Annotated in this window: 11 protein-coding genes, 2 tRNA genes and 1 pseudogene; 7 read left to right on the top strand and 7 right to left on the bottom strand. The window is 57.7% G+C overall.

Going from position 1 to position 12,521, the window contains the following annotated elements:
• Positions 1 to 126: 126 nt before the first annotated feature.
• The gene (locus ABIT76_12375) at positions 127 to 630 is read left to right on the top strand and encodes a hypothetical protein (protein MEO7933942.1); all 504 of its coding nucleotides are present in this window, start codon (positions 127 to 129) and stop codon (positions 628 to 630) included.
• Between the two features lie 131 nt (positions 631 to 761).
• Here ABIT76_12375 and ABIT76_12370 read toward each other — a convergent pair whose 3' ends face one another.
• On the bottom strand, positions 762 to 1,520 hold the full coding sequence (locus tag ABIT76_12370; GenBank protein ID MEO7933941.1) for a ZIP family zinc transporter: 759 nt from the start codon (positions 1,518 to 1,520) through the stop codon (positions 762 to 764).
• A gap of 85 nt (positions 1,521 to 1,605) precedes the next feature.
• Here ABIT76_12370 and ABIT76_12365 point away from each other — a divergent pair, with 85 nt between their 5' ends.
• Positions 1,606 to 2,247, top strand: coding sequence for a PIN domain-containing protein (locus ABIT76_12365; GenBank protein ID MEO7933940.1), 642 nt, complete (start codon positions 1,606 to 1,608; stop codon positions 2,245 to 2,247).
• 30 nt (positions 2,248 to 2,277) lie between these two features.
• On the opposite strand, the gene ABIT76_12360 is transcribed toward ABIT76_12365, so the two are convergent.
• The gene (locus ABIT76_12360; protein ID MEO7933939.1) at positions 2,278 to 2,499 is read right to left on the bottom strand and encodes a DUF2945 domain-containing protein; all 222 of its coding nucleotides are present in this window, start codon (positions 2,497 to 2,499) and stop codon (positions 2,278 to 2,280) included.
• A gap of 116 nt (positions 2,500 to 2,615) precedes the next feature.
• On the opposite strand from ABIT76_12360, the gene ABIT76_12355 reads away from it, so the two are divergent.
• Both ABIT76_12355 and ABIT76_12350 read left to right on the top strand, forming a co-directional pair.
• A tRNA-Ala gene (locus ABIT76_12355) sits at positions 2,616 to 2,688 on the top strand.
• 135 nt (positions 2,689 to 2,823) lie between these two features.
• A complete protein-coding gene (locus ABIT76_12350) occupies positions 2,824 to 3,705 on the top strand; it encodes a hypothetical protein (GenBank protein ID MEO7933938.1) in 882 nt (293 codons plus the stop codon).
• 14 nt (positions 3,706 to 3,719) lie between these two features.
• Here the strand turns inward: ABIT76_12350 and lon are convergent, their stop codons facing one another.
• From lon to ABIT76_12335, 3 genes and pseudogenes are all read right to left on the bottom strand, one after another.
• Positions 3,720 to 6,158 carry an endopeptidase La gene (lon, locus tag ABIT76_12345; protein MEO7933937.1) on the bottom strand — a complete coding sequence of 813 codons (2,439 nt, stop codon included), beginning with the start codon at positions 6,156 to 6,158 and terminating at the stop codon, positions 3,720 to 3,722.
• Entirely contained in the window at positions 6,155 to 6,559 is a 405-nt protein-coding gene (locus ABIT76_12340) for an Hsp20/alpha crystallin family protein (GenBank protein MEO7933936.1), read from the bottom strand. Before ABIT76_12340 ends, lon begins: the two co-directional genes overlap by 4 nt.
• Before the next feature lie 26 nt (positions 6,560 to 6,585).
• Positions 6,586 to 7,037, bottom strand: a pseudogene (locus ABIT76_12335) (DUF5069 domain-containing protein).
• Positions 7,038 to 7,184: 147 nt separating this feature from the next.
• On the opposite strand from ABIT76_12335, the gene ABIT76_12330 reads away from it, so the two are divergent.
• Complete coding sequence (locus ABIT76_12330) at positions 7,185 to 8,570, top strand: family 43 glycosylhydrolase (GenBank protein MEO7933935.1); 1,386 nt, start codon at positions 7,185 to 7,187, stop codon at positions 8,568 to 8,570.
• A gap of 24 nt (positions 8,571 to 8,594) precedes the next feature.
• On the opposite strand, the gene ABIT76_12325 is transcribed toward ABIT76_12330, so the two are convergent.
• A complete protein-coding gene (locus tag ABIT76_12325; protein MEO7933934.1) occupies positions 8,595 to 9,305 on the bottom strand; it encodes a YgaP-like transmembrane domain in 711 nt (236 codons plus the stop codon).
• Positions 9,306 to 9,423: 118 nt separating this feature from the next.
• On the opposite strand from ABIT76_12325, the gene ABIT76_12320 reads away from it, so the two are divergent.
• Positions 9,424 to 9,499: transfer RNA gene (locus tag ABIT76_12320), tRNA-Thr, on the top strand.
• 74 nt (positions 9,500 to 9,573) lie between these two features.
• Complete coding sequence (locus ABIT76_12315; protein MEO7933933.1) at positions 9,574 to 10,578, top strand: site-specific integrase; 1,005 nt, start codon at positions 9,574 to 9,576, stop codon at positions 10,576 to 10,578.
• A 301-nt stretch (positions 10,579 to 10,879) separates the two neighbouring features.
• Here ABIT76_12315 and ABIT76_12310 read toward each other — a convergent pair whose 3' ends face one another.
• A complete protein-coding gene (locus ABIT76_12310) occupies positions 10,880 to 12,391 on the bottom strand; it encodes a hypothetical protein (protein MEO7933932.1) in 1,512 nt (503 codons plus the stop codon).
• Between the last annotated feature and the right edge of the window lie 130 nt (positions 12,392 to 12,521).

Below are 12,521 nucleotides of genomic sequence, written 5' to 3'. Positions count from 1 at the left end.
ATTTCCGGCCCGATGTGTCCACGAATGATCGCTCCCGTGCGGCTGAGGGTTGCGTGGTGTGGAGGAATGTCCTCTTCGCTCACGATATTTTTCTAAGAAAGAGGTGCGGCGGAGAGTGTTGTGGGTATGAGATCATTGAAAGTCGGCGTGCCGTGTCCCAAGCAATGGGATGAATTGACGGGAGGAGCCAGCCGGCGGTTTTGCGATCATTGCCAGAAGGATGTGCATAATCTTTCGCTGGCGTCTCCGAAGGAAACCGAGCGGCTGGCCCGCGAGGTGGAGGCGGCGGCGAGGGTTTGCGTGGCTTATTTCCAGACTCCCACGGGAGCGATCCAGCATCGCGCTTCGCGCTGGCGGCGCTGGGTGGCCGGGGTGCAGTCGATATTCGCGGTGTTGCTGCCGATGGGTGCTGCCAGTGTCCAAGCGGAAGCGCCCGCCACGGGAGGGGAACATCGCGGTGTGCGGCTGAATGCGGATGGCGAGATCGTGATGGGGAAAGTGGCCCCTCCCCCGACGCCAACTCCCACCCCGCCGATGATTCGCGGGGAAGCGATGGCGTCTCCGACACCCGAGATGATTCTGGGGATTTCTGTAGAGGTGCCTGCCTCAACGCCCACCCCGAAGCCGTAGCCGATCCAGGTAGGGACATGCGGCCCGCATGTCCGTTTGTACGACGCTGCGGATGAGCATTCTGATCGTCAGCGCCGGATATGCCACGTTGAGGACGAGCGAGGCCGCTCGTCCCCTACCTTTTGAGAATGCTAGCCGTCGAGTTTGGTCAGGATGAAGGCGGCGAGGAAGCCCAGGACGGTGATGAGGCCGGCGAAATCGTGCGCTTCTTCAAAGGCCTCGGGGATCATGGTGTCGGCGAGCATGGCGAGGATGGCTCCGGCAGCGACCGCCGTGGTGCCGGCGATGATGTCGGGCGAGAAGTGGCTGAAGATGGTGTAGCCAAGGAGCGACGCGATGCCAGAGATAAGAGCGATGCCACCCCAGACGGAAAAGACGTAGGCGGCGGATCGTTTCGCCTGGCGCATCCCGGCGGAGGAGGAGAGGCCCTCGGGCAGGTTGGAAAGGAAGATGGCGACGACGGCGACCCAGCTTACGCGGCCCGCACCGATGAGGCTGACGCCGATGACGATGGATTCGGGGATGCCGTCGAGGAGCGCTCCGATGGCGATGGAGAGTCCGCTGCCCTTGGTTTGCGATTCGGAGGATTGCTGGCTGCCGGAGCGTTTACGGTGTTTGGCACCGGCGCGGTTGACGAGCCAGTTGGCCCCGGTATAAACCGCCGCGCCACCGACGAAGCCGATGGCGGTGGAGTCGAATCCGCCGCGTTTGTAGGCTTCTTCCATGAGGTCGAAGGAGAGCGCGGAGATGAGGACGCCGCTGCCAAAGGCCATGATGGCTGCGATGAGGCGCTGGGGGATCTTCAGGTAAAAGCCGCCCGCAGCTCCGATGAGCAAGGCCGAGCCCGCGAGCCATCCCCAAAAGCCTGCCTGAATCCAGATGGGGAACATTCTGCTGTTAAATCGAAGGTGAGCGGGGTTTCGTTGCTTAAAAAAGCAGGTTTGTTTTAAGCTGGCCCGTCTTCCCCGAGCATCCATGAACACCTCCCCTGAACCCGGCCCGGCGATGAATCATGTCTTTGTGGACTGCGAGAATGTGCCCACAGTCGATCCGAGTGTGATCGGAGCGAAGACGGTGAGTTTCATCCTATTGCTAGGTGCGCGGCAGACCAAGCTGGATGTGGCGCTGGTGGAGAAGTTGATGGAACACGCCGCCTGCGTGCAGTTGATCCGGTTGACGACCTCGGGGAGGAACGCGCTGGATTTTGCCCTGGCCTATTATCTGGGACGCGCGGTCTTGAGCGATCCGACGGGTTATTTCCACATTGTCTCGAAGGACACCGGCTTTGACCCGCTGGTGGAGCATCTGAAGAGTCGTCACGTTCGGGCGATGCGTCATGACGATTTTGCGACGCTGACGTTTTGTTATGTGCCCAAGGCTGCGCCTGTCGCCGCGCCGACTCCAATGGAAGATCCGCTGGCGCGGGTGTTGGCGCAGTTGCGAAAAAATGTGAACAGTCGTCCCAAGCGGAAGAAGACGCTGATGAGTCAGTTGCTGTCGTTGCTCAAGCCGACGACGGAGGAAACGGTGGAGAAGTTGATCGAGAAGCTGCAAAAGCAGAAGCATCTGACGATCGATGCAAAGGGTGCGGTGGAGTATTCGCTCTCGAAGAGTTAGAGCCAAGTGCGGCGGAGGCGAGTCGCGTTCTTATGAGCGGGTCTTTTTTATGCTGGCTGGCTTGTGCGCGGCCTGGGCTCCGGTCTGGTCGCTTTCGACGAGGTATTCCGGGTTCTCAGGCGACGCGGCGACTTCATGCGATCGGATATTCGTCGGGACGGTCAGTTTCTTTTTCACGGTGCCTTGGACGGTGCCTTGGGAGGACTTCCATTCGACTGGGGCGCCGGGTTGCAGGGACTTTGCTTTCGCCATGTTAGGAGAAACGATTGGAAGTCGCTTGGCGGGCGTGAAAAACAGACGGGGCGCGGCCAGAATAAATTTCGTGACAAGTCCCTTCTCTTGGATATTCTACCCCTCCCGCAACGAACGGGGTCTTAGCTCAGTTGGTAGAGCGCCTCAATGGCATTGAGGAGGTCAGGGGTTCGAATCCCCTAGGCTCCACGTTTTTCTTAACCATAGCGATTGAGAATCACGCAGGACTTTTCAAAACTTCCCCGCTGAGGCTCAGATAACTATGCAACTCCGCCCGCTTTTTTGCGGGTTGGCTTGTCGTTTAGAGCCTGTTAGTTTTGCGGAATGAAATCGCATAATTTCCTCCGTGGTGCGCGTGTTTATCTCTCCGGTCCGATGGACTTCGTGGCCTCCCGGGCGAATGAAAAGAAATTTGGCTGGCGCAATCGCATTGGCGACTTTCTGCGCTCCTATGGCGCGGTCGTTTTCGATCCGTGGCACAAGCCGACCGTCCGGGGGTTGCATCAGTATGGACTCGAGGATGTGAACACCATCGACGTGCGCGACAACTGGACTTTCGAGCAAGGCCAGGAAGGCGATGAAACGCGCGCGGCTTGCGCTGAGAAATTCTGGGAAACGCTGCACATCGATCTGCGCATGGTGGACACGAGCGATTTCACGATTGCCTATGTGCCGACGAATATTTACAGCGTCGGGACCGTGCATGAAATCGTGCTGTCGCGATTGCAGTTTAAGCCGGTGCTGTTCGTCACGCCGCCCGTGACTTTCCCCGCGCTGGACGAGTTGCGGGCGCATCTGGCGAACGATCCGAAGGGTCTCGACCTGATCGAGCGCCTCGCCGTGGAGGCTCCGATCAAGCCCAATCCGAAGGGCATCCCGAGCCTCTGGTATATGCCGCTGATCGGCGGCGGACATTTCTTCGATGGCTTTGGTTTTCAAGGGAAACACGGCCAGTATGGCTGGGAATCAACGCCGCTCGACGAGCAGGAAAAGGCGCATCCGCCGCAGAATCCGCTGCTGCCGTTTTTAGAAAAACTCGCCCGCGAAGTGCCCAAACGCTGGGACAACAAGCTCAAGCAATATGTGCAAAACGACGACTGGCTCCTCTGGGAACTCGGCAGCGCGGCGGCCGAGGGCGAGGTCATCAAGGATTCGCCGATGGAGGACGAGAGTCAGGCAAATCTGCCGCTATTCCCGGACGAATAAAACGGGAACGCTGTTTACTGCACCGCCTCGGGAATGCCCCGGGCGGTAGTTTCCAAGGCGATGGCGAGAACTTCATCGACGGTCTCCACCGGACAAAACCGGATCGATTCCTTCGCCTCAGCGGGCACATCGACGAGATCCTTTTCGTTGCCTTTCGGAATGATGACGGTGTCGATTCCGGCACTCATGGCGGCGAGACTTTTCTCTTTTAAGCCGCCAATCGGCAGCACAAGTCCGCGCAAAGTCACCTCGCCCGTCATGGCCACATTGGCGCGCACCGGCGTATCGGTGAAAAGCGACGCGAGCGCGGTAAACATCGCCGCGCCGGCGGACGGTCCATCCTTCGGCACCGCCCCGGCGGGCACGTGAACGTGAACATCCGTTTTGCGGAAATTCTCCGAGGCAATGCCAAGTTGGTCAGCGCGTGAACGCACCAGACTCATCGCGGCGGCGACGGATTCTTTCATCACGTTGCCGAGCTGGCCAGTGAGCCGCAACTCGCCTCTTCCCGGAAAACGCGCCGCCTCGATGTGCAAAATCTCCCCGCCATAGGGCGTGTAGGCGAGCCCGGTGACGATGCCTGGCAGGCTGACTTTTAACCGATCCTCCTGCACATGGCGCGGCGGCCCGAGGACTTCCTCAACCAGTTCGGGAGTCACATGGATATGGTCGGTTTTGCCTCGGGCGACTTGCGCGGCGACGTAGCGGCAGACAGCGCCGACTTCGCGCTCCAGATTCCGCACGCCAGCCTCGTGAGTGTATTGGTTAATGAGCTTGTCGAGCGCGGCATCGTCCCACGTGCACTGGCCGGGTTTGAGTCCATTCTCGATGAGCTGACGATCCAGCAAATAGCGGCGTCCGATCTCGAGTTTTTCGCGTCGCGTGTAACCCGGAATCGAGATGATTTCCATGCGGTCGCGCAGCGGAGCCGGAACGGGATCAATGGCGTTGGCCGTGCCGATGAAAATGATTTTCGACAAGTCGAACGGCACATCCAGATAACGATCCACGAAGGTGTGGTTCTGGCGCGGATCGAGCACCTCCAGCAACGCGCTCGCCGGGTCGCCGCGAAAGTCGCTGCCAATTTTATCCAACTCGTCGAGCATCATCACCGGATTGCGCGTGCCGACGCGGCGCAACTCCTGGATCAGCCGCCCCGGCATCGCGCCAACATAGGTGCGGCGATGACCGCGAATCTCCGATTCGTCCCTCAGTCCGCCCAAACTAACACGAACAAATTTCCGCCCCAGCGCGTCGGCGATGGACTGGCCCAAACTCGTTTTTCCAACTCCAGGCGGGCCGAGAAAACAGAGAATCGGGCCGTGCCCATTGGGGTTCAACTTGCGCACGGCGAGGAACTCGATCAGCCGGCGTTTCACTTTTTCCAGACCGAAATGATCGCGGTCGAGCACGCGCTGGGCTTCATCGAGATCGAGCGCGTCCTCGCTCAATTTCTGCCACGGCAATTCGGCCAGTGTTTCGAGATAACTCACGATCACCGAATGCTCCGGACTGGCCGATGGAACGAAATTCAGACGCTTTAATTCGCGCTCGGCCTGCGCCATGATGTCGGTCGGCAGCCCGGCCTGCTGGAGGCGCACGCGGAGTTGTTCCTCCTGCTCCTGCCCCTCGGTGGCGTCGTCCTCGCCGAGCTCGTGCCGGATCGCCTCCATCTGCTCGCGGAGATAGGCGCGGCGCTGGGCGTCGGTGAAACGCGAGGCCACATCCTTCTGGAGTTTTTGCTGAATCTCAGAAATCTCCAGCCGCGACGCGATGTGCGTCTGGAGCGCGCGGACACGTTTGGTTACGTCGAGTTCCTCCAGCAGCGCCTGCTTTTGAGCCAGATCGATATCGAGGTTGGGCGCGAGAAAATCCGTCAGCAAAATGGGGTCTGTGAGCGTGCTGACGACACTGCTGATTTGTTCGGGGACGTCGGGCAGCACGCGCAGGAGTTGCACCGCGCTGTCTCGCAAATTGCGGACCTCGGCCTGCCATTGCTTGTCGTCCGGCGGCGGCTGCGTTTGCTCCAGCGGCTGAATCTCCGCGCGAAAATACGGCTCGGTCTGGGTGAATTTGCGGAGCCCAAATCGCTGTGTTGCCTGCACGACGAGAAGCAGGCCTTTGGAGCCTTGCGGGATGAGTTTGAGCACATTCACCGCGCAGCCAGTTTCATACAAATCAGCGGGGGTCGGCTCGTTCATCCGCTCGTCGCGCTGCGTGATGACGCCGATGACTTTGCTCTGCGGCATCGCCTCGTCGAGAAGCTTAAGCGATGAGTCCCGGCTGACGGTCAGCGGCAGAATCGCGCCTGGAAAAATGACCACGCCGCGCAAGGGCAAAATCGGAATTTCGTCCGGCAATGGAGCGCCATCATCCGCACCAGCGGCGAACGCACCGGACGACGACACGCGGACATTTGGCGAGCTGACTTGGGGAGCGTCCTTGGCGGTCATGGGTCGTTCCTCAAAATGGGCAGCTCGATCCAGAGCAATCCCTGCTCCTGCTCGGCGGTGACTTGCCCGACATCGACCTCAACTGGCAGCGGAATCACTCGGGAAAACGCCCCATAATCGATCTCCATGGCGATGATTTGCAGCGGCTTGCGGTCGGCGTCCAACGGCTCGGGCGGGTTGCGCACGCCGCTGATCGCGACCTGGCGCGGCTCGACTTGCACTTCGATGTCGCCCTTATTCACACCCGAAAGATCGACGCAGATGCAGACGCATTTCTCGCAGCGAAACGCGTTGATCGCCGGCTGCCAGCTTCCACCGCGAGTCACCAGCGTATGCTGCCATTCCCAACCGCCGACATGGCCCGACCAGAGCCGCACTTTCAGATCGGAAATGCGCGCCATGATTGCTCCCTTATTCGCCAGACAGGCTACTTTTTGCTGCGAAACACCTCGTCGTCGGCGTCGAGATAATCGAAGAGCGTGCTCGTCTTCGGATCGAGTCCGAGCGGCTCGCATTCCTGCTCAAACCACTCGCGTTTGTTCAGATCCTCGAAGGGTTTGTAAGCCTCCACCCGGTCACTCCATGCTCGCACTTCGTCGGACGTTTTCTTGAGACCAGTCTTGTCGAGCCAGGCAGCAACTTCCTCATCGCTCGCGCCGCTTTCCACCTGGGCCTTAAAGTCGTCTCCGCTCACTTCCTTGAAGCCGAAAAGCATGTTGTCGAGCGGACAATCGAATAATACTCCCCCAGCATTCCGGCGATGGACGCACGACATTTGTCGAGCGTGCGGGCGATGATCGCATAATCGTGAATCCGCTCGCGTGCGCTGCGCGGCGGTTCGGTGCTGAGGTCTTTTGTGTTGGGTAATGTGGTATTCATGTGTGTGGTGTTGGTTGGAATGAAAGCCCCTGCAAAATAATCGTTCCCTCGTTGTGAATGCGTGTCAAAAAATAACGCCCTGTCCGCCAGGCATCTTTCGGAGTGCATTGGAACTCGACTTCCCGCACAATCAACCCGCCCATTTTTATGAAACTCCCCTCTGTTTTCCTCGCGCTCACCGTCATGTTTAGCCCGCTGGCGCACTCCGCCGACTTGCCCGGACGCGCGCCGCATTCCACCAATCCGATCTTGCCCGGATACTACGCCGATCCGTCGATTCTGGAGTTTGGCGGCAAACATTACATCTACGCGACGCTTGATCCGTGGGGCGACGAAACGCTCGGTTGCTGGGAGTCGTCCGACTTCAAAAACTGGACGTTCCGAACCCTGAACTGGCCCACGAAATCCCTCTGCAAAAGCCCGACCGGCGGCAGTTCCAGCGTCTGGGCTCCGTCCGTTTTGCGCGGACGCGACGGGAAATTTTACATGTATGTCTCGGTCCATAACGAGGTCTGGGCCGGCGTGGCCGACACACCAACCGGGCCGTGGAAAAACCTTCTCGGCGACAAGCCTCTCATCGCACAAACCTTCCGGCCTGGGTTCCATATGATTGATGCCGAGGGGTTTATCGATGACGACGGGCAGGCCTATCTCTACTGGGGATCCGGTTTGCATTGGGTGAATGGCAAATGCTGGGCGGTGAAACTGAAGCCCGACATGGTCACTTTCGACGGAGAAGTCCGCGACGTAACGCCGAAGAATTATTTCGAGGGTCCCTTCATGACGAAGCATGCGGGGCACTACTATTTGATGTATTCGCACGGCAAGACGATCGAGGAAACTTACGCGGTGCATTACGCCATGGGCGACACGCCTTTCGGGCCGTTCACCGAGGCGAGCAACAGTCCGGTCCTGCGAAGCGACAAGGCAAACAACATCCTCAGCACCGGCCACCACGCGATCTTCACCCACGAGGGTCGCACCTACATTTTGTATCATCGCCACAGCATTCCGTTCGACCCGAAATTCATCGGTCGTCAAGTCTGCGTGGATGAGTTGAAGTTCGCCGCCGACGGGCTCATGGAAAATGTGGTCCCTTCCCACGACGGCTCGGCTTTCCTGCAAAACCGGCTCCAAGGTCGCGTCAATCTGGCCGAAAAAGCCACCGCGACCGCGTCGAGTGTGAAGGATGAATTCACCGGCGCGGCTTGCGTTCTCGACGATAACTATGCAACTCGCTGGGCGCCCGCGCCGGATTCGCCGGAGAATTGGCTGCAACTCGACTTGGGCCAAGTTCAGAAAATCACCAGCCAGGAAATTCGTTTTGAATACGCTTGGAAGTCCTATCTCTGCTCCGTCGAAACCTCGCTCGATGGCAAAAGCTGGAATCCGCTGGCGAACTATCTCACCACGCCAGCGTCCGGTTCACCGGTAATCATCGACAAACCGGTCGAAGCTCGATTTCTGCGACTGGTTTTTCCCAAGCCCAACCGGACTCAAAGTCCCGCGCTCTGGGAATGGTCGGTTTTTTGAGCCGACTTCCAATCGAATCAGGGCTCACGCATTTTCCATCAACTGCTTGAGCCGGGCCAGATCCTCCTCGATCTCGCGATCTGGCAAATCGCCCAGAAACTTCGTCACCACGTCCCCGATCGCACCCATCGGTGGATGATATTGCATGGAAAGTTTCACCTCCGTCATGTCGCCGTGTGGGGTGAACCAGACCGAGCCTGCGCTCTCGATTTCCGCGCCCGGTAGCGACTGCCAGGCGATCATCTGGTCGGGATGCTCGTTGATGACTTCCGCATCCCATTCGACTGTAACTCCACCCGGTCCCTTGGCGACCCAATGCGAAAGTTGCCCGCTGGAAGCCTCGACAAATTTCACACGGGCCATGAATTTCGGGATGTTTTCGAGATTGCGCCAGAAGGTAAAAATCTCATTCGCAGGCCGGTGAATGCGGATGCTGCGCTCGATCTTGTGTCCATGATTTCCCGGCACGCCCCGGTGATCGTGCCGCGCGGTGTCCACGCCGAGCACTGCGTAGCCTCTGCAGTGGCCGGTGACTCCGCGATGCACCAGCAAACCGCCGACGAGTGAGAGTAAAACTCCGCTGGTCGAACGCTTGGCGAGTCCGAGAACAATCAGCGCACTCCCGGCTACCAGCGAGCCGATCCGCTCGGCGTGGCTGACATTGGTGGAGCGGTTTTCACTGGCAATGTCGTCCAGTGCTTTGACGTGGGCAAAAGGTTGGGTTGTGAGGGCCATATAACTAACATCGCGATCCATCCCCTCGACGGATGCATGAAGCGAAACGGAGTGTGCGCGACCGAGATTTCACCTTGCACGCACCAGCGATCCCGCCTATTTCTAACCCCTCGTAGTTGCCGGCTTAGCTCAGTTGGTAGAGCAGCTGATTTGTAATCAGCAGGTCATCGGTTCGAGCCCGATAGCCGGCTCCATATTTTCCCTCTAGAGAGGGCTGCTTTGCTCTGGTTTGACTTTGAAAGTGTGACAGCGAAAGTGTGACACTTGCGTGAAGAATCTTCCCAAAGGCATTTACCTCCGAGGCTCTGTTTACTGGCTTGCGATCCAAACAGGAGGAAAACGGCAATTTTTCAGCCTGCAAACCGCCGATCTTTCCTCGGCTATTACGAGGGCAGTAGAGATCAAGGGAAGCGTCCCTAGCGACGACAAGCACACGCTGGAAGCTATGGCGGAGAAGTATTTGAATTCCCGAGCCAAGGAAGGACGCCACAGCAAGAAAACCAGCTCGTGGTCTCGACGAATTATTTTCCAGTTTATCGGCGACATTGGAAGCATCAGCGTCGTTGCTGTGACAGAAAATGTGACAAAACGGTGGTTTGCGGAGCAACGCGCCCGGATGACCGAAGCCGCCGCACAGTCGTATGTGCGAGCTTTGAAAGGCTTTTTTTCTTGGCTTTTGGCAGAAGGCAAGATCCGCCAAAACCCGTTCAACTTCCGAATGGCGAAAGTCTCGGAACTTGCCAAAGAGCGTTTCTGCTCGCCTGAATTGCGAAATCAGTTGCTGGAGAATGCGCCGAGTCCAGAAATGGCATTGATTCTGAACCTTGGCTTCCATGCAGGTCTTAGAAAAAATGAAATCATCGAAGCCAGGTGGAACTGGGTTGATCTGAACGCGGGGCTGCTGCGAGTACAAAACACAGATACTTTTCAAACCAAGAACCGAAAAGGGCGCACCATTCCCCTTTCCAAAAGGTTGGAGGCTTTTCTTGCCAGTATTCCCCGCTGTGACGGCTACATTGTGAAACCGGATGTCGCGCATGGAGTTAGCGAATATCGTTATGATTTCCGTCGTCCTTTCGATGACTATATGGCCGAGCAAGGCTGTGAGTGGGTCACCGCCCACACCATGAGACACACCTTTGCCAGCTTGCTGGTTAGTGCTGGAGTTTCGATGTCCAAGACAGCCATCTGGCTGGGCGATGGCATCCAAGTGGTAGAGCGGCATTATGCTCATCTGATTGCTCAGGACTCTGACATTGACCGCGCAGGCTGACACTTGGGCCATTCTCCATCCAGCTTTGCGCGGTCTATCGCGACATCTAAGTCTCTCACATCGTATGCGGTACAGCCCTTATGTTTTACCACAGGCTTGAACCAACCTGCTTGCACCGCTCCTTTTAAGTTTTGTTCTCCTGCCACGTAAGCAGCAGCTGCCTCAAGACGGATAAGTCTTGCAGAAGGCGGAATGCAAATGATGTCGCTGTATTTCATAAAGTAGGGCTATTTGCCTCTGAGATAAGCTGCTTTTTTCTCCTTGTATGTATGACGTTTCATTTATTTTGTATGACATTTTCCTAGAAGGGCCGGTTGTAGCTTTCCCACTCCGCTATCGCCTGTTGGTAACCCGGAGATTCCCTCGTTTCCCTTAAGTGAACCGGATGCGCTTCGACTATCTTTTTGATTTCGATATCATTAAGCATTTTTCTCACTTCCCTGCCTGTCATCGGGCGGGCTGGCGGGTAATACGGAGCGTCCAAGTCCATGTTTTCGTCTCCCCTGCCATCAGCCTTTGCGTGGTGCCCCGTTAAATACCAGGACAAATCCGTTGCGAGGATTGCGGCTCTCATGTGATAGGCCCAGTGCGTGCCAAAGATTGACTTCAAATCCGCCTCGTCTTTGCAGTCGTGGTGTGCTGCGAAAGTAGCCAGTTTTTGTCGCCAGAGCCATGAGTGAACACCCAGCCATGCAAAGCTACCCTTGACGATCCGAGGAGCGGTTTTGCTGTAGCGCATGAACCTTGCGCCTTTGTGTTCCGGGAGTCGGTTCGGGATCGACTTCGAGAGGTAGCCGCCGAGGTAGTATCCGACTGCCTCAGCACTTTTCCAGATTGGGACCAGTTCCGCGCGTCCTAGCCCGTAATCTGGCAATCTGTCACACAAGGACGCGTGCATTTCCTTGAGCCATTCGCAGCGGTTCAAGTTCCCAACCGGCTTCGGGCCTTTGCGCCCGCTTTTTTGCCAGATCATCGTCTCGTGGTAATGATCGAAGTCGAAGCCAGTTCTGATATCCGTTCCGCACGCCACGATGAAATGGAGGTGTTCCCGTTTGGCAAATTCGAGTGCGCCCATGTAATCGTCGAAGGCTGGCCGGAGGAAATGTGTCATGGCGGAGTGGAGACGCCGCTGAAATTCGCCGAAGCCGATTGGTCCGTCCTCGGCGTGCGTGATTGTCAGAAACCCGCAGTTTTCGAGGCCGTAATGATTAATGAAATGCTGCGCATTTTCCATGCACGTGTGAGCGCGTTTCCGCTCCGCACCGGTCAGCTTCCGCACCGGTTCTCCTATGGAATCGGTGCAGTTGTTTCTAAATAGACAAGGAAGCGCATCGGCTTCGCCGGCCACTCCGTGGCCGACTAACGCCGACGACGCCGAAACACCATATTTCTCGCCCTGTGCGGCTGCTGCATCGCGTTTAGGCTGTGCGTGGTAGGTGAATGCGCGTGGAGGCGCAGGAAGTGCTTTCCTGACGCCTTGCGGCGTCAGTTTGATCTCAAGTCCGCTGTGAAGGCCACGCCGCAGAGTGTAACGACGTTTTCCAGAGTCTGGAATGTCCGAGGCTGGCCGATTTGCTGACACGCCGCCTCTTGGGTCCGGTTGCCCGCCATCCGTTGCGATCCGCTGGAAGCCAACGCCGCCGATGTCCTCCTTCGTCGGCAATCGCCCCAGCTCCGCGCCTGCCTGTGTCGAGCCAATCTGTAAGCCTGACGCGCCTTTCGTGGGACTCAGGCTATTTGCCGACCCGACAACGCCGCCGGGGTAGCCATTGCCAGCAGTCAGCCGAGACGCAACAGATCCCCAGTCACTCATTTTCGGATCTTTCTAGCCAGCTCAATAAGCCAGCTCGCCGATATATAAAGTGTGACAGTGTTTCTGTTACAGACCCTATGAATAACGGAAGATTTGTAATCAGCAGGTCATCGGTTCGAGCCCGATAGCC

Source organism: Chthoniobacterales bacterium (assembly GCA_039930045.1).
Lineage (GTDB): Bacteria > Verrucomicrobiota > Verrucomicrobiia > Chthoniobacterales > DASVRZ01 > DASVRZ01.
Note: the sequence above shows the minus strand (reverse complement) of the source record. Positions and strands in the feature narration are given on the sequence as shown.